Source organism: Weissella sp. DD23 (assembly GCF_001579105.1).
Lineage (GTDB): Bacteria > Bacillota > Bacilli > Lactobacillales > Lactobacillaceae > Weissella > Weissella cibaria.
In genome coordinates this window covers 67,387-88,390 of sequence record NZ_KQ970393.1, presented here as the reverse complement: position 1 = coordinate 88,390, position 21,004 = coordinate 67,387, and the positions used below count along the sequence as shown (strand labels likewise).

Genomic DNA, 21,004 nt, shown 5'->3' with positions numbered 1-21,004 from the left:
TTGATGATTTTCCATCAGCTGCTCTTTTTCTGTTGGAAAAGTAAGTGAAAGCGCCTATAATCAATTCTTGTCGAAAAAAATAGGAATTAGGTGGAAGAGAATGACAGAAGAGAAGTCATACAAGAAGTGGTTAGCTTTGGCAGCCATGTCTTTGGGCGTCTTTATGGCCTTGTTGGATGTCACGGTTGTGAACGTGGCATTGCCAACAATGGCGGTTGATTTTAAGACAACGTTTAACAATCTGCAATGGGTCCTAAATGCGTATACGATCGTGTTTGCGGTCATGTTGCTGATTGTGTCGAAGCTTGGTGACATGTTTGGTCGTAAGAAGATGTTTATCGCCAGCATGTTCGTTTTCGTTATTGCCTCAGCGGTTAACGGGATGGCAACGTCACTAACAGTGCTCGACATTGGGCGCGGGGTCCAAGCGATTGGAGGCTCAGGCTTGATGTCATTGGCAATGGCATTGGTCGCTTCAAACTTTGAAGGCCGCGAGCGCGGTACGGCGCTAGGAATCCTAGGATCTGTCATTGGTTTGTCGACGGCGTCAGGCCCCTTGGTGGGTGGTTACCTGGTTGAAGCCTTTGGTTGGCCATCAATCTTCTATATTAATGTGCCCGTTGGTATCATCGCAGTTATCATGACGTGGATTAACGTTAAAGAAACGCCAAGCTATGGTAAGGGTCAAAAGATTGATTTCGTGGGCATGATCTTGTCAGCGGCGGCTTTATTCTCAGCTGTGTATGGCTTGATTCAAAAGGAAAGCCACGTGCACTGGGCATGGACTGACGCCCGTATCGCCGGTTGGTTGATTGCAGGTATCGTCTTGGCAGTTATCTTCGTGTTGGTTGAGTTGCGTGTGAAGACGCCAATGATGAACTTGAAGATGTTTAAGAGTGTTAACTTCGTGGGTGCCGTAATCGTTGCCTTTACGTTGGGAGCTGGTGTGTATGCCATTAACGCCTATCTAACGGGGTTGATGCAAAATTACATGGGCTACACGGCATTCCAAACTGGTTTGCGCCAACTAGTGATTTCAATTTGGTCACTGATCTTGGGACCGGTAACCGGTATCTTGGGTAACAAGTTCTCAAAGAAGTGGATGATTTCAGGCGCTTTGTTGCTTGGTGGAATTGGCTTCTTGTTGTTGGCCAACGCCATGACGACGAAGCTAACGTTTATTCAATTGGTACCAGCAATGGTCTTGATGGGATTGACGAATGCAATCGTTAACCCAATGTTGAATACGGCCGGTCTTGAAGGCGTTGCGCCATATGAAATGGGGATGGCAGCTGGATTGCTTAATGTTTTCCGCCAATTCGGTGTATCATTCGGTGTCGTGATGCTTGGTTTGACCCAGACGAATCACTATGAAGACTACTTGAACGCGCACCTCGGAACGGTCAAGATGCCTGAAGCGGCAGCGACTGGCTTGCACAAGGCCTTGGTTGAAGCTGGGCCATTTTCTGGCCACGCGGTTGCCTTTAGCGATCGCCTGACTAAGGCACCGTTCGCGCACGACTTCCAACAAGTCGTGCTCCATGCTTATGATAAGGGCATGATTGCTGTGGGCGTTACCGCGGCAATTACAGTCTTTATTGGTGCAATCGGTGCCGCACTCTTTATGCGTGACCGTAAAAATGCTTAATTAAATACAATTAATTTTTAAACACCCGATTGTCTGTTTGCTTACAGAAATCGGGTGTTTTTTGACTAAATTATCTAAAAAATGACGGGAAATTAAAAAACGTTAATTGTGTAAGCGGTTTCAAACGGGTAGCGTAGTAGGTGTTGAGTGGCAAATTTTTTGATTAGGGGAGCTATTATGTCAATTTTAATCGCATTAGTGCCGGCATTAGCGTGGGGTTCTGTTGGAATCGTTACGACTAAAGCTGGTGGAACTGCGGCGCAAGGAATTATGGGGATGACCATTGGTGCCATCATACTTGGTTTTGGTACCTTGGCCTTCTTCGTTATTCCGAATGCCGGGATGGATTATGCATTTAATTCACGGATTTGGATTGTTGGATTTATTTCAGGTTTGATTTGGGCAGTTGGTCAGGTTGGCCAACTGATTGGATTTAAGAAACTAGGGGTGTCGATTGGAAATCCGCTTTCGACATCCGGGCAAATTGTTGGTAACGCTTTGATGGCCGCCGCTGTGCTTGGTGAATGGCACACGGGCCGGATGTGGTTCTTCGGGGTCTTGTCAATTGCGCTGGTAACAGGTGGTGCTTTGTTGACGACCGTTCGCGATAAGAATGCGCCGGCAGAAACGAACCCAGAGCGTGACTTCAAGGGTGGTGTTTCAGCGGTTATCGTTTCAACACTAGCCTTTATGATGTACTTTGTGTTGCCTAACTTGCTTAACAAGTGGGGTTACATCTCAGATGCCGTTCACAACCAAAACAACGGGTTGGACTATATGACAGCGATTGTGGCACCACAATCAGTTGGTCAAATTCTAGGGGCTTTGTTGATTGTGGCGTTCTACTTCAAGGAAACGAACAACATCATGAAGTCTGGAACGGCACGTCAAGTTATTACTGGTTTGGTATGGGCATTGGGAAATGTCTTTATGTTCATCTCAACTGGAAATCCAGACGTTGGTCAAGCAACGGCGACGACATTGTCACAAACCGGAATTATTGTTGGAACCTTTGGGGCCATCTTTATTCTTGGTGAGCATAAGACGAAGCGTCAAATGGGTTATATTTTGCTTGGAACGGTGTTGGTAATTGTGGGGGCAATTTTGATTTCAAAGTTGTCAGTGTTATAGGAGGAATAAATCATGTCACTTTTGGGGGCTATTGAAGCAGGTGGTACGAAGTTTGTTGTTGCGGTTGCGGACGTCAATGATCCGGATACGGTCATTGCACGTGAGAGTTTTCCAACCCTAGATGGTGCGGGAACCCTGGCGCAAGTTATCGCATTCTTTGATCAATACGAGGATATTGCGGCAATTGGGATTGCGGCCTTTGGACCAATTGATATTAACCCAGACAGTCGCACCTATGGTTATGTGTTGGATACGCCTAAGCGTGGTTGGTCAGGTTATGATTTCTTGGGTGCCATGAAGGCTTGGCGTGACATCCCTTACTTCTGGACGACAGATGTGAACGGTGCGGGTTGGTCAGAATACGTTTCTGGGGCGGCCGCAGACGTTGAAAACGTGGTATATCTGACAGTTGGAACTGGGGTGGGTGCTGGTATTATCCAACACGGTCACTTGTTGAGTGGTAACTCACACCCTGAAGCTGGGCACATTATGATGCGTAAGCACCCACAAGATAACTATGCCGGGCACTGCCCATTCCACGGGGATGCTTGCTTAGAAGGTTTGGCAGCTGGTCCAGCGATTGAAGATCGTTGGCACGAATCTGCTAAGTCATTGCCAGATGATCACTTGGCCTGGGAAATCGAGGCCTACTACTTGGCCCAAGCGGCCGTGACATACACCGTTACGTTGCGTCCAGACCGCATTGTTTTCGGCGGTGGTGTGCCACACCGTGAAGTCTTGTTGCCAATGGTTCGCAAGGCGTTTGCAGAACAATTAGCTGATTACTTGCCAGTTGATGATTTGGATAAGTACATTGTTACCGTGGGAAACGGTGACAATGCAGGAGTTCTTGGTTGCTTCTACTTGGCTAAGAGCTTGCTAGCAGCGTAATAAATTGCAGAAAAAGACTAGGGTAACCTGGTCTTTTTTCCGTAATTTGGGAAATAATGACCTAGATGAGCACTTTTTCGCATACGTAACTAACTAAAAGTAACAAAACACTTGTATTTACTAATTGTAAGCGCTATCATATGTTCATGGTTAGTTGGAGAGATAAACCAACTAATGTTAAACGACTGTCTTAGGGGGAAAAGACAATGAACGAGAAGAAGCGTATGTCGACCAGCCTGATTTACTTTTTTGGGGCGCTGGGTGGACTACTGTTTGGTTATGATACGGGTGTTATCTCAGGAGCCATCCTATTCATTCAAAAGCAGTTGCATTTAGGTTCTTGGGAGCAGGGCTGGGTTGTTTCGGCCGTGCTAATTGGGGCGATTTTAGGATCAGCAACCATTGGACCTGCGTCAGATAAATTTGGCCGCCGCAAGTTATTGATGTTGTCATCGATTATCTTCGTCATTGGGGCGATTGGTTCTGGATTAGCACACAATTTTGAACTCTTGGTCATTTCACGAATTGTGCTTGGTATTGCGGTTGGTGGTGCATCGGCCTTAATTCCAACGTATCTATCAGAATTAGCACCGGCTGAAAAGCGTGGTGGGATTGGGACGATGTTCCAATTGATGATTATGAGTGGAATTTTACTGGCTTACATTTCAAATTATGTTTTGTCAGACTTTGATTTGGGTTGGCGCTTCATGCTAGGCTTGGCTGCCGTGCCAGCGGCAATTATGTTCTTCGGTGGGATTGCACTGCCTGAATCACCACGTTACTTGGTACGCCAAGGGGATGATCAGGAAGCATTGGCTGTGCTGAAGCAGTTGCAAAGCAATGATCAACAAGCACAAGCTGAGTTGGATGATATTAAGTTGCAAGCCTCGATGAAGAGAGCTGGGTTTAAGGAACTCTTTGGGGTTATGTCACGTCCCGTGCTAATCATGGCCATGGGCTTGGCAATTTTCCAACAAGTCATGGGTGCTAATACAGTGCTGTACTATGCACCAACTATTTTCACCGATGTTGGTTTTGGTGTCAGCGCCGCGTTGATGGCTCACATCGGGATTGGTATCTTTAACGTGATTGTGACTTGGGTTGCCATGAAGGTGATGGATAAGATTGATCGTAAGAAGATGTTAATTGCCGGTGCCTGGGGCATGGGAATTACATTGATGGTCATGTCAATTGCGATGAAGTTTTCCGGTCACTCACATGTGGCATCATACATTGCTGCGTTTGCTTTGACGATTTACATCGCATTTTTCTCAGCAACTTGGGGACCAGTTATGTGGGTGATGATTGGTGAGTCATTCCCATTGAACATTCGTGGTTTAGGTAACTCGTTCGGCTCTGTTGTGAACTGGACAGCGAATACGATTGTTTCGTTGACGTTCCCGCCATTGTTGAATGCATTTGGTACTGGTTCGCTATTCATTGGTTATGCGGTATTGTCATTTGTGGCCATTTGGTTTGTCCGCAAGTACACGATTGAAACTCGTAACCAATCACTTGAACAAATTGAAGCAAGCTTACGTTCACGGGCTCACGCTAAGGGTTGGACAGAAGACTAGCAGGTATATAATAGGGGCCGGAAAGTGATTTCCGGTCTCTTTTTTTCATGAATTAATCGCATTTCGTGAATAAGATGATTTAATTTCAAAAAAGGGGTTGCCAACTTGTGTGATACTTGGTAATATATATTTTGTTGTTGCGGGGGTTTAGCGAAGTCTGGTCAAACGCGGTGGACTGTAAATCCATTCCTTCGGGTTCATAGGTTCGAATCCTATAGCCCCCATCGCATCATTGGGATATGGCCAAGTGGTAAGGCATCGGTTTTTGGTACCGTGTATCGCTGGTTCGAATCCAGCTATCCCAGCTGATGAAAGTCGGTGAGCGAATACGCTTGCCGGCTTTTTTGTTGCCGTTAAAACGCCTGTCATAAATTGTTGACACAAAAAGTAAGCAGCGTTATTATAATATTCGTTGAAAAATGATTGGGATATGGCCAAGTGGTAAGGCATCGGTTTTTGGTACCGTGTATCGCTGGTTCGAATCCAGCTATCCCAGCTATTGAAGGCGGTGTGCAGTAATGCATGCCGTCTTTTTTGTTAACTAACCGTAAATCCCCGCTAAGTCGAGTATGTTAAACTAATAGCTAGAGTAAAGGGATATAGATAAGGATATGGGTATGCTAAGCAATTATGATTTGAAGATGCGCGCGCGGTCGCGTGTTAAAGGACCGGCCTTTGGCATTTCGCTAAAAATATCATTGATTTTGATTTTGTGGCAAATTGTCTCAACGTACTGGGATGGCCAACGCACACCAAATCCAAGTTCTTTGGGCTTTGGTGAGTCGGTTCAGTATTTGTTCGGGATGTTCACAACAAGCATGGTGAGTGAAATCATCTTTGGTGTCTTTGGGCTAGGCACGGTGTGGGCCTTTGTTGAATGGCGTCGTTCACAAGAAGCGCCAGCGAACCCTGTACAAGTGAGTTTGAAGTTCTGGGGCCGTGAGACATTGGTTGACGTGGTTGTATTGTATGGCCTACGTTTCTTGTTCACGGTATTGTGGACCTTCTTGTTGATTGTGCCGGGGATTATTAAGTCATTTGCTTACTCACAAGCGGGCTTGATCTTCGCAGAAGACGTTAAAAACGGTGCTAAAATCACGAGCTTGTCAGAATATTTGACACGCTCACAAGACTTGATGCAAGGTTACAAGGGACGCTTTTTCTGGCTACAATTGAGCTTTATCGGTTGGTGGATTTTGGTGGCATTGACCTTTGGAATCGCCGCAATCTACGTGATTCCGTATTACAATGCGACGATGGCGGAGTTCTACATGGAAGTGGTCCGCGAACGACGTTATGGTGCGCGTCGCCCAGCTGGTGACACCGAAATGCCAGTTGATGAGAATGATGAACTATAATAGATAGCAACAAAAGGTTAGGGTTTACTCTAGCCTTTTATTATTGAAATTAAAGCGAGATTGAGATAATGAAGACGTTAGATGTACGGGGGTTGTATGAGCAACTCTATAATCAAATGGGACCCCAACGCTGGTGGCCGGCTGAACGCTGGATGGAAACGATTGTCGGCAGTATTTTAATTCAAAATGCGTCAGCCAAGACCGTTGATCCAGTCATTGAGAAGGTCGGACGTGAAACCGGCTTTGATCCACAAATCCTGATTGGCTTATCACAAGAAGAGTTGGAACAACTCATTTTTGAAGCGGGCCTTTATCGTAGCAAGGCAAAGTATTTGCGAGCGTCATTAGAATTCTTTGGTCAATATGATTTTGACTTGGCGCCATTGCAAGCGTTGGAAACGGCTGAACTACGCAAACGCATTCGCGCGGTGAACGGGATTGGTAACGAGACGGCGGATGTGTGGCTGGTATACATATTTGGGCGCGCGCAATTTATTGCAGATTCCTATTCACGCCGGTTAATGAACTTCTTGGGTGGCCCTGAGAAGTTGACTTATGAAAAGGTCCAAAAAGTCGTGATGAATAATTCTGATTTCACGCCAGATGAAGCGCGTGAGTTTCATGCGCTGATTGACGAATTCGGTAAGTTATATCTGCGTAATCGCGACCAATTCTTAACGAGTTGGCTTCGTGATGCCAATTTTAATGAACATATTTTGAATCAATTTTAGTAAAGGAGCTCTTGATGGCTAAGAAAGTCGCTGCCTATAAGAAAATCCGACCACCGCGTGTGCGAATTGGTCGTAATAATGATGCTGGTTACGCCATTCGGGTCGATGTGACGGATACGCGGGCGGACATTTATCAACCCTATACCCACCCGAAAGCGGATCAAAAGGTTCAAATCGACTTTCTCGACCATCAAGAAGTGGCCAGTCGGCGGATTTGGCAACAATTTATCCAGCAAAATGCGGCCCGGGTAACGGAACCGGATGTCGATTTGGTGAGCGTGCAATCTGCCCGGCAGTCGGGTAGTGTGTATGTGAGTTTTGTGCAACATGAAAAGCCGGCCTACCAGACCCTCCGTATTGCGCATCATTTAGGCCCAAATTGGCAAAAACTGCCCGTTATTCAAACACGGTTCCTACAACAAGCTACTGAAGTCGGCGATTGGGTGCGTAAAGTGGTGGCTGGGCAATCATTCGTGCCATTTACGTTTGAAATGTACACCTGGTTACGTTGGTGGTCACAACCTGGTCTGACGCAAACGCTTGAGAAGCACGGTAAGCATTGGCTTGTTGCCAAAGGAGATCAGCACGACGGTGTGTCGGCTGAACAAGTTAATGTCGCGTTGCAGTTACAGCACGGTGCGCTGTTAGTGCCACGTGGTGAACAGATGGTTGTGAGTGATACCGGCATTGCGGTGATGAATTACTTTGCCCGTTACTATGAAGCGCAGTTTGCGAAGGCGTACGGCGCTGATAGCGTTTGGCAAACTGATGCGCTCCTCGAGGCAGCAACGGCTGATACGTTGGGCCAATTTAGTACTGCCAAGGTGAAAAAGCGTCAGGCGGTGAAGATTCCGAATCGCATACCGAAAGATTATCGTGGGGATCGTTGGGGATGACAAACGCTGAACTACAACAACTCGTTGAAAAATTGTCGGTGGCTGATTTTGGTCGGCCGTTCCAACACCAAGCGACCTTTAACCGGCGTCTGCGGACAACCGGTGGTCGCTATGTGCTACAAACGCACAATTTGGAAATTAACCCCTTGATGATTGAAGAGTTTAACGAAGACACCTTGATTGGCGTGATTAAGCATGAGTTGGTGCACTACCATAACCACATCCAAGGGCTACCTTATCAACATAAGGACCGTTATTTTCAAAGTGAGTTACAACGGATTGCTGGTTTGAAATATGCGCCGGCGACGTCAAAAGCTAAAGTACGCCAACAACCGAAACATTTATGGGTGTATACCTGCAAAAATGGGCATGAAATTTACCGCCAACGTCGGATTAACGAATTACGGTATGTTTGTGGGATTTGTGGCGCCCCAATTCGACTCACTGGTGAACTAAAACGTGACGTCTAACTGCTGTAAAAAGTTTCAAGCCTAAAGGAAACCCTAAAAGCCAGTAATATTGCTTGCTTGTAGCTAGATAGTAACGTTATTATAGAATTTGGTTTTAATAAGTGAACTGAATGTAGGAAGAGAAGAAAAATGGGGCAAAATTCTGCAGGAAAGCGACGGTATATTACAGGTTTTGACGGGTTACGCGCCATCGCTGTAATTGGGGTTATCGTATTTCACCTTTGGCCTAACCGCCTAACTGGCGGTTGGCTAGGCGTGCCGTTGTTTTTTGTGTTATCCGGGTATCTAATTACGGATTTGTTAATCCAAGAATATGATCGCAACGGACGAATTGACTTGATTGGGTTTTATCGACGCCGAATCAAACGACTATACCCAGCATTGGTGGTGATGTTATTTGCCACGGCGACGATGATTGGGCTATTCGCACGCGATTTACTTTATAATTTACGCGCAATTATTAGCAGCAATATGCTGTACATATATAACATTTGGGCGACGAAGCACGGTGAGTCATATTTCGATTCATGGGGTGGTGCTTCGCCATTTACCCACTTATGGTCATTATCAATTGAAGGACAATTCTACTTCATTTGGCCAATTATTGTCTTTATCGTGTTGGCGTTGCGCATTAAGCGAACGAAGGTGTCGATTGCAATTTTGGTTGTTGCCACGTTATCGGCGATTTGGATGGGTGTCATGTATGACCCAGCCAATATCAATCGCGCTTATTACGGGACAGATACACGTATTTTCGCGGTGCTGTTTGGAACGGCCTTGGCGTTTACGTGGCCCTCAAATCGGATGAAGATGACGTTGTCACCACGTGTGAAACGCAACTTGGATATGTTGGGGATTGGTAGTTTAGTGCTAACGATTATTGGGTTCTTCTGGCTCAATGGTCAATGGTCAGCGACATACATGGGCTTGATGTTTGTCTTTACGGCAGTCATTGCGGGCTTGATTGCGATTACGTCGCACCCGGCATCCTTCCTGAGTCACGCCTTGGATAACAAGGTGCTGAATTATCTAGGAACGCGTTCATATAGTATCTATTTGTATCAGTTGCCAGTCTTTGTGTTCTTCGACAAGTTTACGCATCATAATGATTCATTCATCGTGAACTTATTGAAGATTGCGGTTGTCTTGGGAATTGCGGAATTGAGTTATCGCTACGTCGAAAATGTTTTCCGTCGTTTCAAGAAGCCAGCTATGCAACCAGGTGTAACGCTGAAGGCGCGCTTCTTTGCGAGTCGCCAGGCGAAAATTATGGCGACCGTCGCAGCAGTATTCTTGTTGGGAACGGTTAATGCGGTGGCTGCCAAGCAATCAGCAAAACCACGCCCTGAAACGCAATTGCAAAAGCGTCTTCACGCCAATGCATCGGAGATTAGTGCGAAAAATAAGCGTGCACTTGAGGCTGCGAAGGCATCAAATGCGAAGAAGAAGTCAGCTAAGAAGGGTTCGGCGGCAGCTAAGGCGGTTGACCCAGCCTTGTTAAGTAAGTACGGTCTAACCAAGGACCAACTTGGCAAGATTAGCGGTAACGCGGTCACGGCAGTTGGTGACTCAGTCATGGTTGACGTCGCGCCAGATTTGCAAGAATTGATGCCGAACACGGTCGCAGATGCGGCGGTTGGTCGTCAGGCCTACTCAGTGCCAGGCATCTTGCAATCGTATGCTGGTCGCGGTGTCTTGGCACCGAACGTCATCATTTCGATTGGGACGAACGGTACGATTGGTGAAGATGTCTTTAAGCAAATCATGAATACAGTCGGTGACCGCCAAGTATACTGGGTTAACGGTTATGCGGATCGTTCATGGATTGCGACAAACAACCAATTCCTCACTAGCCAAGCAAGTCAGTATCCAAATCTGCACATTGTGGATTGGTATGATGCTGTTAAGGATCACGCTGATTGGTTAGGCGACGATCATGTCCACCCAAATCCAAATGGTTCGGTACAATACGCAGCTGAAATTGCTAAGGCAATGGCTAATAGTAAGAAATAAACAAAACGTCTGTAGCGATACAGGCGTTTTTTGTATGTCTCCCTACCACACTTTTCGTTAGTAAGTCAAGAGTTCGGAAATGTTATTTTTTTTCGTAACGCGGTAAAATCTAGATGATTAATAGCAGGGGGTGTATAGATGGGTAAACAAAGCGAATTAATACAGCTAAGTCAAGTACAGTCATATGGGGCACATAAATTTAATATTGATGGATTGCTCAAGTCAGTACGAGATCAAGTGCAGTCCAATTTAATTAGTCAGTTCGGGTTGGGTCCTCTATTCAATAATTTTCAAGATGGAGGTGGAGTTGATACTATACATAATGTTCGGAATGAGGTGTATTCGTCCAGCGAGGTGAAAGAAGATTTGCACAAAAAGACTTCTGGATATAGTAAAGAAATTGCGAACTCGAACAGAAAGGGGAGCGAAAACTATAAAAAAATAAATGCAATGCAGGCAGAAGCAAAAAAATCAGGAAAATTAATAGATCCTAATACAGGGGACAGGATAGGAATTAACGAAAAAACAGATTTAGATCACCGAGTTGCCTTGAAGGAAATTTTTGAAGATAAGGGGCGAGCTCTATCTGGTATGGATGTTGATGAGGCAGCTAACACTAAGACTAACTTGAAGCTCACTGATAGGAGTATCAATCGGTCTATGAAGGATGCGAATAAGTCTGATTATGCAAAAGATTTACCTAGAAAACGAGAAATTTGGGAAAAAGAGAGACAAGCGGTCAAAAATAATACGACTATCTCACCAGAAAAAAAGCGCGCGAAATTGGCGAATATAGAAAACAAGATGAGAGCAGACGCTGAAGCCATAGAGAAATCAGATAGGCAAGCGCGATTGGCTTATGAAATACATGTAAACTCCAAGTATTATCTTAGTTCTAACTTTCTTGGTGCGACGGTGAAAAACGCAAGTAGACAGGCCGGAATTCAAGGACTTAAAAGCGTTGCCGGTGCGGTGGTTTATCAGCTTTCAGATTTATTATTTGATGTATTGATGCCGATTGTTAAATCTTGGAATAGTTACGAGTCTATGAAAGATCGAGTTGAGGATTTTAAAACTAGACTTTACAAATCTTTTGATACATTGAAACAACGAATCGTATTGGTAAAGGATTTGTTGCTGGCCGGGTTGAGTGGTGGCTTCTTGTCTGCGATAGCCAATACATTAATTAATGCGTTTTTGACTACCGGGAAAAACTTCGCTCGAATTATCAACGACACTTTTGTTTCACTGTGGCAAGCAGTAAAGCTGTTAACGACAAAAACAGAAGTGCCACTCAGTGTCCGGATTAAAGAAGCTTTTAAGCTAATTACAACAGCTTTAATTGCAACCGGAGGGTTTATGTTAGGCGAAGCTGTCAGTGCTTCTCTTGCAGGAACTCCATTTGCACCGATTGCCGATATCATTGGCACAGGCGTTGCAGCCGTGATGACGGGGATGGCAACGGCTCTTGTTGTATATTTGTTCGATCATTTTGCTGAAGTGGTCGATGGAGTAAAGAGCATTATAAAAACGATGGCTAAAGGTATGACGGTTACGTCAGATCAGCTGAAAGCCGATTACGAACAGGCGATTATCAGGATTGATGGAATTTATCGTGATGTCTTGGAAGAGATTTATGTACAGTATGATCACTTGAATAAATTGGCAGATTTGGCGTTTGATTTAGGGTTGAAACCAGCTAAACAATTTTATGCTAGTCAAGAATATGCAGATGAAGTAGGTGTAGATAGGGACAGAGTGTTGCGAAGTCGAGAAGATGTAAAAAAGTATTTTAAAAATTAAAAGATTATTTAGGAGGGATTTGGAATGGGATTTGATCCGTTAAATATCAGTGCTAAGAAGGATGCTAAGGCAAAGTTGGAAAAGTTGGTATCTGATCACAATTATGAAACGCAACGTTTAACAGAAGAGTTCGTGGAGTTGCAATCAGAGCGGGAACAATTAGTTGTCTACTTACGTCAAGTGGAATCAATAATTAATGCTATTAAGAATACACCAGAACGTTTTAATAAAGATATTCAAACGTTATCACTTAGTTTAGAGCGTTATGATAAGCTTTTGAAGGAAGCAGAAAATGCATCTGCGGATATTCAAAAAGGAGCTGGAGCTGGACTGGCTGCAGGTTTAGCGACTGGTGGTGCTGTAGCGGCATTTGGCGGAACAGCTTTGACTGCCGTAGCGATGTCAATCGGTACCGCCAGTACAGGTGCTGCTATTAGTGGGTTAACCGGAGCTGCGGCTACAAATGCTGCGTTGGCATGGCTTGGCGGTGGTGCTGTAGCAGCTGGAGGTGCGGGGATGGCAGGAGGGTCGGCACTGCTGGCACTGACGGGACCAATTGGCTGGGCAATTGGCGGTGCATCGGCGATAGCAACAGGCATCTGGGCTCGGGGTAAAAATGCAGATGCCGCTGAGGATATGCTTAAGCAAGCCGCTAGTGTACAAGCTGGAATTAATTCAGTTAAGGCAATTACATCGGAAGTTCGTGAGAGAACGAAACTGGTTACAAGAACGTATGTTGATTTATCGGGCCGAATTTCAGTTGCGTCGAGTTGGCCGGATGATTTTGATGATTTCACGGATTCACAAGTTGACTTAGCGGGTGCTTTGGTTAACAACGCTTTAAGTGCTGAGAAGATTTTAAATTCTAAATTAGGTGAAGATGGTAAGTTTCACGAACAGGAAACAGAAGAATCAAAAAGTGCTAAATCTGACAAGGGAGACTATTTCGAAGAAAAAATGGAGAAACTTGAGCGCTTAAAGGATAAAGGTATTCTTACAGAAGAAGAATATCAATCAAAAAGAGCTGAGTACATTAATTCGTTGTGATAGTATTTGTCGTAGCTAACGTATGTAAGTAATGAAGGACGAGAAATCGTCCTTTTTTCTGTTGTCAAAAAAGTAAGTCCGTGTTATTCTTAACTGGTTAATTAACCGGTAAAGGAATGTGGTGACATGGCAACAGAGGAATATGCAGAACAGTTAGATCATTTTTTAAATGATGTCCGCGTGATGGCAGAAAACCAACGCGAAATTTTGTTAGGTGAGTCAAATTCAGCGATTACGACAACGCAAGGTCACGTTTTGATGCTCCTTGCTCAGAATGGACCGCAAACGAATTCAGAGTTAGCCCGCGCACTGGGCGTGTCTGGTGCCGCAATTACGAAGGCGATGAGGGGCCTGGCTGGTGAAGATGATCCAATGGTCAACGCCATTCCAGATCCTGATGATGGGCGTGTGAGTCGTTGGTCATTAACGGGACTAGGCATCTCAATGGCCTCAGCTCACGCCCAACGCCACCGTGAGACATTAGCGGAATATCAAAATGTCTTTGCGGTCTTTACCGAATCTGATCAAACGGCGATTAGCCATTTTTTGACGCTGGTCGCTGATCGGTTGCATGGGGACACAGACAACTGATAATTACGAGGGACGCCATTAAGGTAACTTCAAGCTTGCGTAATTATGGTGAAATTGCGAGTTAATTGACTTGAGAGGAAGTGAGTTGGTTGATAGACAACCGACTTCACGGAGGAAATAGACATGAAGAAACAGAACCGTCGCTGGGTATTGGCAATCCCGGCCGTTGCCGTTGTTGCGATGATTGGTGGCGTGATTTATCAAGCCGCTACGAAGAATGCCACTGATCGTCAGTCCGGCAAAATCAAAGTTGTCGCAAGTTTAGATAGTTATGGTGAAATCGCAAAGGCGATTTTAGGTAACCAAGGTTCTGTGACCAGTGTGATGGATGATCCAGATATGGATCCACACGAATTTGAGCCGACAACATCAGATGCTAAGCTCTATCAACAAGCCAATGTCATCATCTCGAATGGTGGCGGTTTTGATAATTGGAGCCTGAATTTTGCAAAGCAAAATAAAGATGCCAAAGCTGTGTCATTAGCTAAGTTGTATCACTATACCGATGGTGGTCATGACCATGAAACGGATCACGACCATGATGACGACGCAATCGGTAACGAACACTTCTGGTATAAGACGGATGCAGCTGAACGTCTATCAAAGCAGTTAGTTAAGACATATGCGCAGCTGGAACCAAGTAAAAAAGCTTACTTCCAAGCCAACGCGGATAAATACATGGCTAGCTTAACCGACTTGCAAGCCATGCAAAAGCAAGTGAAGGCTGATTTAAAGGGCAAGGACGTGATGGCAACGGAACCGGTGTTTGATAATACGTTGATTGATTTGGGGGCCACGGTCTTGAACCAATCATTCTCAAAGGCGGTTGATGAACACCAAGATCCGACGCCAGCGGACATTCGCGCTTGGAATAGTGCGATTGATGATGGCAAGGTGGCGGTGGTGATTTACAATCCACAATCAACGGGTAAGTTAGCCAAACAAGCTATGCAGTATGCTAAGGATCATGACGTGCCGGTTGTGCAAGCGACTGAAACACGACCAAAGGGTGATACGTATGCAGAGTGGCAATATAAGCAATTGAAAGCATTGGACGAGGCATTAAAGTAATGACAATTTTAACTGGTTCAGGGGTAGGCATTCAGTTTGGGGAGCGGTGGTTATACCAAGATGTCGCATTTAAACTTGAAAAAGGTCGCGTGCTCGCACTGATTGGGGATAATGGTGTGGGTAAGACGACGTTACTACGTGCCATCTTAGGCCAGTTAGAGCTAACCGCCGGTGAATTAGACTGGCAAATTGACGTCAAAAATCGCATGATTAGCTACGTGCCGCAGTATCGCCCAGACATGCAGGCGTTTCCGCTGAAAGTAACTGATTTTGTATCGTTGAGTTTCGACAAAGGGATTTTGCCCTGGTTGAAACCGACTGAAAAAGAACGTCTCCAGCATGTACTAGCTGATACGCATTTAACCAAGATTGCAAATGCGCGGATTGATACGGCATCGGGTGGTGAACGCCAACGTGCGTATTTAGCACAGGCGTTGGTGCAAAATCCAAACGTGCTCATTCTGGACGAAGCCACGGCTAATTTGGATAATGTGGCAAAGTATGAATTAATGAACGTGGTGCGCGATTATCGTGACCATCACGATTTGACGACCATCATGGTCAGTCACGACTTAGATATTATCGGTAAATATGCGGATGATTATTTGTTGTTGACGCCAAATGGGAGTGAGTTTGGTCCGATTGACCAACTTGATATGACAAAATTGAAAGTAGGTAATCAAGATCATGCTTAATTATCCATTTATGCAAAACGCCTTTGTGGCGGGGACGTTGATTGCCATTGTCAGTGGCTTTGTTGGCACGTTTGTGGTTGCGCGACGGATGTCGTTTTTAACCCACACATTGAGTGAAATTGGGTTTGCTGGGGCGTCATTTGCGCTATACATGAGTTGGTCGCCCTTGGTGGGGATGCTCCTGTTTTCTGTTGGGGCCTCGATGACCGTTGGTGAAATGGGTGTCAAAGAAAGTCGGTCCGAATCGCTAATTTCAGCGGTGAGTGCGATTGCGATTGGACTAGGAATTGCCTTCCTGGCCTTATCAAAGAAGAACGCCACCGCTGCGACGGGGATTCTGTTTGGTTCGATTTTCAGCATCAGTCGCACGGATGTGGTTGAAGTGGTCGTGCTAGCTATCTTGGTTTTGTTAATCGGGTTAGCAATGTTTCGGCCACTGCGCCACTTTGCCTTCGACTACAGCACGGCGCTATTTAGTTTGAAGAACATTCGCTTGATTGAAGTGGCATTCTTGGCCTTGATGGCAACAACGGTGGCGGTTTCTGCCCAAGTGGTTGGATCATTATTGATTTTCATCTTGATGATTCTACCGGCTAGCTCAGCAATGCGCTGGGGACGGACTGTTTGGCAGATTATTGGCCTCGCTATTTTGTTTGCCGTAGTTGGGGTCTGGGTGGCGCTTGTGCTGTCATACACGCTGAACCTACCCGTCTCATTTTTCATTGCCATTATTGAAGCCGGCATTTATTTTGTCAGCTTGATTGGTAAGAAATAAGCACGAATAGTTAAAGAGAGTGAGCCAACAGGCGCTTCGAATCCCATGATGACGTTATAGTAAGGGTTCGGCCTGTCGGAAAACGTTTAAAAGCCACCAATCCGCCGATTTTAAATCGGCAGATTGGTGGCTTTGTGTCTGAGGCAGAGATTTCTGTCCCGAACGCTTTATTTTTAGTCGTTTTCGTTAACCAACCAGTCGATGATATTGATGACGGGGATGCCGTCGATATCAGGATTGCCAAAATAATTTTGTGTAATCAACAGTTTCTCATAATTATCTCGAATGTGAAGGAGATTGTCGGTTTCGCGGGTTGGGTTTTCCGGAATTTGATAAGTTACTTGAATGTATGTGACTTGACCGTTTCGTTTAGCGTTTTGGACGTTCAATCATGGGGGCTTCCTGTGAACTAAAATATACTTTAACTTAACGCGAAAACTTCTGTAATCTAAAGTATATTTTAGATTAAGGGCAAAATCTCGATAATCTAAAATATACTTTAGATTATCGGCGGATTTTGCAATGTGCCAATAAAAATTCTAATCCGGAAAACCCACCACCAAAAATGTTCACATTTTCTGTATAATGGAAAATGACATTAAATTGAAGAAAAGGAAACGTAAACAAATATGCTAACTGTTTCAAATGTATCAGTATCTTTTACTGGTAAGAAGCTATACGATGACGTTAACTTGAAGTTCACGCCTGGTAACACATACGGTGTTATCGGTGCCAACGGAGCAGGTAAGTCAACGTTCTTGAAGGTCTTGGAAGGCAAGTTGCAACCAACGACTGGAACGGTCTCAATGGAGGCTAACGAACGTATGTCATCATTGGTGCAAGACCACTTTGCCTATGACGCATTCACGGTCTTGGACACTGTTATGCAAGGACACAAGGAATTGTATGACGTGAAGAACCAAATGGACGAAATCTACACGCACGACCCATTTACTGATGAAGACGGTATCAAGGTTGGTGAGTTGTCAGCTCGTTTCGAAGAATTGGACGGTTGGTCAGCTGAAACTGAAGCGGCCCAATTGTTGCAAGGCTTGGGAATTTCAGAAGATCAACACTACATGATGATGTCTGACTTGCCCGAAGTAACCAAGGTTAAGGTTTTGTTGGCCCAAGCGTTGTTTGGTAACCCAGACATCTTGATCCTCGACGAGCCTACCAACGGTTTGGACACGAAGACGATTGCTTGGTTGGAAGACTTCTTGGCTGACTACCAAAACATCGTGATCGTTGTTTCCCACGACCGTCACTTCTTGAACGCCGTTTCAACGATGATTTTGGACGTTGACTTCGGTAAGATCAAGTTGTTCGTTGGTAACTACGACTTCTGGAAGGAATCTTCAGAATTGGCACAACGTTTGCAATCACAAGCAAATGCCAAGAAGGAAGAGCAAATCAAGGAATTGCAAGACTTTATCGCCCGTTTCTCAGCAAACGCCTCAAAGTCAAAGCAAGCCACTTCACGTAAGAAGCAATTGGAGAAGATCACGCTTGATGATATCCAACCTTCAACGCGTAAGTACCCATACATCAACTTTGAAATTCAACGCGAAATCGGAAACGATATGTTGCGCGTTGAAAACTTGTCAAAGACAGTTGATGGGGTGAAGTTGTTGGACAACGTGTCATTCACGGTGCGCCCTAACGAAAAGGCCCTTGTGATGGCTGAAAACGACGTTGCCGCAACGGCATTGTTGGACATTATCGCCGGTAACGACGAACCTGATGAAGGTACGGTTACTTGGGGTGTCACGACGTCTCACGATTACTTGGCTAAGGACATGAATGTTAACTTCCCTAAGCCAGAAATGCCAATCTTGGACTACTTGCGTGACTTTGCTTCTAAGGAAGAAAGCGACAACACGTTCTTGCGTGGTTTGTTGGGACGTATGTTGTTCAAGGGTGAAGACGCCGAAAAGACGTTGGATGTTTTGTCTGGAGGAGAAAAGGTCCGCGTTATGTTGTCTAAGTTGATGTTGACGAAGCCAAACGTATTGGTTTTGGACGACCCAACGAACCACTTGGACTTGGAGTCAATCACGTCATTGAACGATGGTTTGATCAACTTCAAGGGTGGTATCATCTTCACGTCTCATGACCACACGTTTGCGCAAACGATTGCGGATCACATTATCGTGGTTTCAGATCAAGGTGCCATCGATCGTGCCGAGACGACTTACGACGAGTTTATGGCGCACCCAGAAGTGCAAAAGCAACTTGCCGAAAAGAACATTACATTGTAATTAATGATAAAAAGAGACGGACTGCTATGGCGGTACGTCTCTTTTTCATTACAAACCTGCACTAATTTCATGAATTTTCACACTTTACACAAAAAGTCTCTATACTATGAATTAATAAGGTTAAAAGAACGAGGGGGATGTCTGTAGTCATGCAAGATTTGACGAAGAGGAACCCAGCAAAGTTGATTATGATGTTTACCATTCCGTTAGTGATTGGATATTTGGTACAACAGTTATACAACATCTCTGACACGTTGGTTGTTGGACAAACGCTGGGGGTAAAGTCACTGGCCGCCGTGGGTGCGACGGGTAGTATTCAGTTTTTGGTAATGGGATTTGTACAAGGGTTTAGTTCGGGGATGTCGATTATCACTGCTCAACGTTTTGGGGCCCACGATATGAATGGTGTCCGCCAATCGTATGCAACAAGTATTATTGCCGGGATTATCATGTCAGTTATTTTGACAGCTTTGAGCTTGGCATTCATTAATCCGCTGTTGCGCTTGATGCAAACACCTGCTGACATTTTTGTCGAAGCGCGCGTGTTTATTGCAATCATTTTGGCTGGTACGATTGCGACGATGGGCTACAATATTATCTCAAACGCGATGCGTGCGGTTGGTGATAGTAAGGCGCCACTGTACTATTTGATTGTCGGGATGATTTTCAATATCACGGTTGAATTAATTTTGATTTTGAAGTTTGGTTGGGGTGTTGAAGGAGCGGCCTTTGCGACGGTGATGGCGCAGTTTGTGTCGATTGCCGCTTCGCACTGGCACATTAGTCGTTATACCGATACGTTGCATCTGACTTGGGCGGATTTCAAGTTGCCAAAGGGTGAATTGCGTCAGCACATGTTGGCCGGCGTGCCAATGGGCTTCCAACAATCAATTATTGCCATCGGGTCAGTCACGTTGGCTGCTGCTGTGAATACATTGGGAACGGATGCCGTTGCTGCCAATACAGCGGCTTCTAAGGTCGATCAAATCATCATCATGGTGGTGATGTCATTTGGTGTGACGATGGCTACGTATACCGCGCAAAACTTTGGTGCTGGTCAATATGGCCGTATTCTGCAGGGCGTGAAGGTGGCGTTGGCCATGGGAATGATTGTTGGGACGATTCTAGGAATCTTAGAAATCGCCTTCGGTCGCGATTTGGTCACGTTGTTCGTTGGTCAGGGTCAACATGAAGTCATGGATTTGGCGCAATTGTACTTCTGGGCAAACGGACCGCTCTACGCTATCTTGGCAACGCTATTTGTACTCCGTTACACATTGCAAGGTTTGGGCGATGTTAAGACGCCAACCCTTGCCGGTGTCGGTGAAATGGTCGTCCGTTCAGTCGCCGCCTTTTCATTGGTCGTTTGGTTTGGTTTCTTCGGAGCCAGCCTAGCCAACCCACTAGCTTGGATTGGATCACTGATTTTCTTGGTCCCAGCCTGGCTTAAGGTTGTTCGCCAATTAAAGCAAAAAATCGCAACAGAACAAGTTGCGCCTGAAGCGATACCAGAATTAGATTAAGCAAACCAAATTAAAGAGGTCAGAACGCACACGGGTCTGACCTCTTTTTCATGCGTATGAAAATCAAACTAACAAAGAATATCTTGGCGGCTGGCGTGGCGGTTGGGGTGTGACGTAGCGATTGGCCTGGGTGAACTCACAAGTTCGGCCGACCGCCGGTTAGATAAGGCGCCAGGAACCCGATCCTTATCCCAATTATTTGGGAGCTAGCCGGTGCTCGCGCCGGCGGATTTTACCCAGGCCAATCTTTGTCGAAGTCACGCCCTAATCACCACGCTTCGTCGCAACGCGACGACACAACAACACACAAACGGTTAAGAAGGCCGCTTAAAATGATCGGCCAGTGAATCCTCCAACCGTGTCTCCAAACGACGCCCCCACTTGCTCCAAACTAGGATAAACCAGGCGATAATCAGGCCAATGGTTAAGACCAAGGAACAAATCTCAGCCGCCATCTTTGGCATCCCGATACTTTCAAGAACCAGCAAAACTAATAGAAAGATAAATGGCCCTGCGACAACTA

At 45.4% G+C, this 21,004-nt stretch carries 18 protein-coding genes, 3 tRNA genes and 1 pseudogene; 20 read left to right on the top strand and 2 right to left on the bottom strand.

Translation table 11 applies throughout. The features are described 5' to 3' along the window. Nucleotides 1–100: 100 nt before the first annotated feature. The 18 genes from WEIDD23_RS06390 (at nt 101) to WEIDD23_RS06305 (ending at nt 16,697) form a co-directional block, all read left to right on the top strand. Nucleotides 101–1,648 (top strand): DHA2 family efflux MFS transporter permease subunit, encoded by a 1,548-nt coding sequence (locus tag WEIDD23_RS06390; protein ID WP_010374994.1) that lies wholly within the window; start codon nt 101–103, stop codon nt 1,646–1,648. A gap of 177 nt (nt 1,649–1,825) precedes the next feature. Beyond that, nucleotides 1,826–2,779, top strand: coding sequence for a GRP family sugar transporter (locus WEIDD23_RS06385; RefSeq protein ID WP_010374993.1), 954 nt, complete (start codon nt 1,826–1,828; stop codon nt 2,777–2,779). A gap of 12 nt (nt 2,780–2,791) precedes the next feature. Continuing rightward, the gene (locus tag WEIDD23_RS06380) at nt 2,792–3,670 is read left to right on the top strand and encodes an ROK family protein (protein WP_010374992.1); all 879 of its coding nucleotides are present in this window, start codon (nt 2,792–2,794) and stop codon (nt 3,668–3,670) included. Between the two features lie 206 nt (nt 3,671–3,876). Continuing rightward, complete coding sequence (locus tag WEIDD23_RS06375; RefSeq protein ID WP_010374991.1) at nt 3,877–5,247, top strand: sugar porter family MFS transporter; 1,371 nt, start codon at nt 3,877–3,879, stop codon at nt 5,245–5,247. Nucleotides 5,248–5,388: 141 nt separating this feature from the next. Continuing rightward, a tRNA-Tyr gene (locus WEIDD23_RS06370) sits at nt 5,389–5,471 on the top strand. A 9-nt stretch (nt 5,472–5,480) separates the two neighbouring features. Next, nucleotides 5,481–5,552 (top strand) — tRNA-Gln (locus WEIDD23_RS06365). A 119-nt stretch (nt 5,553–5,671) separates the two neighbouring features. Beyond that, nucleotides 5,672–5,743 (top strand) — tRNA-Gln (locus WEIDD23_RS06360). Nucleotides 5,744–5,864: 121 nt separating this feature from the next. After that, a complete protein-coding gene (locus tag WEIDD23_RS06355) occupies nt 5,865–6,605 on the top strand; it encodes a DUF975 family protein (RefSeq protein ID WP_050790594.1) in 741 nt (246 codons plus the stop codon). 68 nt (nt 6,606–6,673) lie between these two features. After that, nucleotides 6,674–7,336 (top strand): endonuclease III domain-containing protein, encoded by a 663-nt coding sequence (locus tag WEIDD23_RS06350; protein ID WP_010374989.1) that lies wholly within the window; start codon nt 6,674–6,676, stop codon nt 7,334–7,336. A 14-nt stretch (nt 7,337–7,350) separates the two neighbouring features. Beyond that, a complete protein-coding gene (locus WEIDD23_RS06345) occupies nt 7,351–8,232 on the top strand; it encodes a hypothetical protein (RefSeq protein ID WP_010374988.1) in 882 nt (293 codons plus the stop codon). Beyond that, the gene (locus WEIDD23_RS06340) at nt 8,229–8,702 is read left to right on the top strand and encodes a SprT family protein (protein WP_010374987.1); all 474 of its coding nucleotides are present in this window, start codon (nt 8,229–8,231) and stop codon (nt 8,700–8,702) included. Before WEIDD23_RS06345 ends, WEIDD23_RS06340 begins: the two co-directional genes overlap by 4 nt. 129 nt (nt 8,703–8,831) lie before the next feature. Continuing rightward, nucleotides 8,832–10,715: an acyltransferase family protein gene (locus WEIDD23_RS06335; RefSeq protein ID WP_010374986.1), complete on the top strand. Its 1,884-nt coding sequence runs from the start codon at nt 8,832–8,834 to the stop codon at nt 10,713–10,715. A gap of 138 nt (nt 10,716–10,853) precedes the next feature. Further along, nucleotides 10,854–12,518 carry a phage tail family protein gene (locus WEIDD23_RS06330; RefSeq protein ID WP_010374985.1) on the top strand — a complete coding sequence of 555 codons (1,665 nt, stop codon included), beginning with the start codon at nt 10,854–10,856 and terminating at the stop codon, nt 12,516–12,518. A gap of 24 nt (nt 12,519–12,542) precedes the next feature. Then, entirely contained in the window at nt 12,543–13,565 is a 1,023-nt protein-coding gene (locus WEIDD23_RS06325) for an SHOCT domain-containing protein (RefSeq protein ID WP_062358852.1), read from the top strand. A 126-nt stretch (nt 13,566–13,691) separates the two neighbouring features. Further along, nucleotides 13,692–14,156: a MarR family transcriptional regulator gene (locus WEIDD23_RS06320; RefSeq protein WP_010374983.1), complete on the top strand. Its 465-nt coding sequence runs from the start codon at nt 13,692–13,694 to the stop codon at nt 14,154–14,156. A 123-nt stretch (nt 14,157–14,279) separates the two neighbouring features. Continuing rightward, nucleotides 14,280–15,227 carry a metal ABC transporter solute-binding protein, Zn/Mn family gene (locus WEIDD23_RS06315; protein ID WP_010374981.1) on the top strand — a complete coding sequence of 316 codons (948 nt, stop codon included), beginning with the start codon at nt 14,280–14,282 and terminating at the stop codon, nt 15,225–15,227. Then, nucleotides 15,227–15,922 carry a metal ABC transporter ATP-binding protein gene (locus WEIDD23_RS06310; protein WP_010374980.1) on the top strand — a complete coding sequence of 232 codons (696 nt, stop codon included), beginning with the start codon at nt 15,227–15,229 and terminating at the stop codon, nt 15,920–15,922. The genes WEIDD23_RS06315 and WEIDD23_RS06310 overlap by 1 nt, the downstream gene beginning before the upstream one ends. After that, nucleotides 15,915–16,697: a metal ABC transporter permease gene (locus tag WEIDD23_RS06305; protein ID WP_010374979.1), complete on the top strand. Its 783-nt coding sequence runs from the start codon at nt 15,915–15,917 to the stop codon at nt 16,695–16,697. Before WEIDD23_RS06310 ends, WEIDD23_RS06305 begins: the two co-directional genes overlap by 8 nt. A 173-nt stretch (nt 16,698–16,870) precedes the next feature. Here WEIDD23_RS06305 and WEIDD23_RS12740 read toward each other — a convergent pair whose 3' ends face one another. Next, nucleotides 16,871–17,086, bottom strand: a complete 216-nt coding sequence (locus WEIDD23_RS12740) for an ATP-binding protein (RefSeq protein ID WP_010374978.1) — start codon at nt 17,084–17,086, stop codon at nt 16,871–16,873. Between the two features lie 240 nt (nt 17,087–17,326). Between WEIDD23_RS12740 and WEIDD23_RS06295 the strand changes: the two genes are divergently transcribed. Both WEIDD23_RS06295 and WEIDD23_RS06290 read left to right on the top strand, forming a co-directional pair. Continuing rightward, nucleotides 17,327–18,958, top strand: coding sequence for an ABC-F family ATP-binding cassette domain-containing protein (locus WEIDD23_RS06295; RefSeq protein ID WP_010374977.1), 1,632 nt, complete (start codon nt 17,327–17,329; stop codon nt 18,956–18,958). Between the two features lie 149 nt (nt 18,959–19,107). Then, a complete protein-coding gene (locus tag WEIDD23_RS06290; RefSeq protein WP_010374976.1) occupies nt 19,108–20,481 on the top strand; it encodes an MATE family efflux transporter in 1,374 nt (457 codons plus the stop codon). Between the two features lie 314 nt (nt 20,482–20,795). Here the strand turns inward: WEIDD23_RS06290 and WEIDD23_RS14040 are convergent. Next, nucleotides 20,796–21,004: pseudogene (locus WEIDD23_RS14040) on the bottom strand (hypothetical protein); the annotation flags it as partial.

Coding starts and splice junctions, on each gene's coding strand:
- WEIDD23_RS06390 (WP_010374994.1), top strand. CDS start 101: ATGACAGAAGAGAAGTCATACAAGAAGTGGTTAGCTTTGGCAGCCATG.
- WEIDD23_RS06385 (WP_010374993.1), top strand. CDS start 1,826: ATGTCAATTTTAATCGCATTAGTGCCGGCATTAGCGTGGGGTTCTGTT.
- WEIDD23_RS06380 (WP_010374992.1), top strand. CDS start 2,792: ATGTCACTTTTGGGGGCTATTGAAGCAGGTGGTACGAAGTTTGTTGTT.
- WEIDD23_RS06375 (WP_010374991.1), top strand. CDS start 3,877: ATGAACGAGAAGAAGCGTATGTCGACCAGCCTGATTTACTTTTTTGGG.
- WEIDD23_RS06355 (WP_050790594.1), top strand. CDS start 5,865: ATGCTAAGCAATTATGATTTGAAGATGCGCGCGCGGTCGCGTGTTAAA.
- WEIDD23_RS06350 (WP_010374989.1), top strand. CDS start 6,674: ATGAAGACGTTAGATGTACGGGGGTTGTATGAGCAACTCTATAATCAA.
- WEIDD23_RS06345 (WP_010374988.1), top strand. CDS start 7,351: ATGGCTAAGAAAGTCGCTGCCTATAAGAAAATCCGACCACCGCGTGTG.
- WEIDD23_RS06340 (WP_010374987.1), top strand. CDS start 8,229: ATGACAAACGCTGAACTACAACAACTCGTTGAAAAATTGTCGGTGGCT.
- WEIDD23_RS06335 (WP_010374986.1), top strand. CDS start 8,832: ATGGGGCAAAATTCTGCAGGAAAGCGACGGTATATTACAGGTTTTGAC.
- WEIDD23_RS06330 (WP_010374985.1), top strand. CDS start 10,854: ATGGGTAAACAAAGCGAATTAATACAGCTAAGTCAAGTACAGTCATAT.
- WEIDD23_RS06325 (WP_062358852.1), top strand. CDS start 12,543: ATGGGATTTGATCCGTTAAATATCAGTGCTAAGAAGGATGCTAAGGCA.
- WEIDD23_RS06320 (WP_010374983.1), top strand. CDS start 13,692: ATGGCAACAGAGGAATATGCAGAACAGTTAGATCATTTTTTAAATGAT.
- WEIDD23_RS06315 (WP_010374981.1), top strand. CDS start 14,280: ATGAAGAAACAGAACCGTCGCTGGGTATTGGCAATCCCGGCCGTTGCC.
- WEIDD23_RS06310 (WP_010374980.1), top strand. CDS start 15,227: ATGACAATTTTAACTGGTTCAGGGGTAGGCATTCAGTTTGGGGAGCGG.
- WEIDD23_RS06305 (WP_010374979.1), top strand. CDS start 15,915: ATGCTTAATTATCCATTTATGCAAAACGCCTTTGTGGCGGGGACGTTG.
- WEIDD23_RS06295 (WP_010374977.1), top strand. CDS start 17,327: ATGCTAACTGTTTCAAATGTATCAGTATCTTTTACTGGTAAGAAGCTA.
- WEIDD23_RS06290 (WP_010374976.1), top strand. CDS start 19,108: ATGCAAGATTTGACGAAGAGGAACCCAGCAAAGTTGATTATGATGTTT.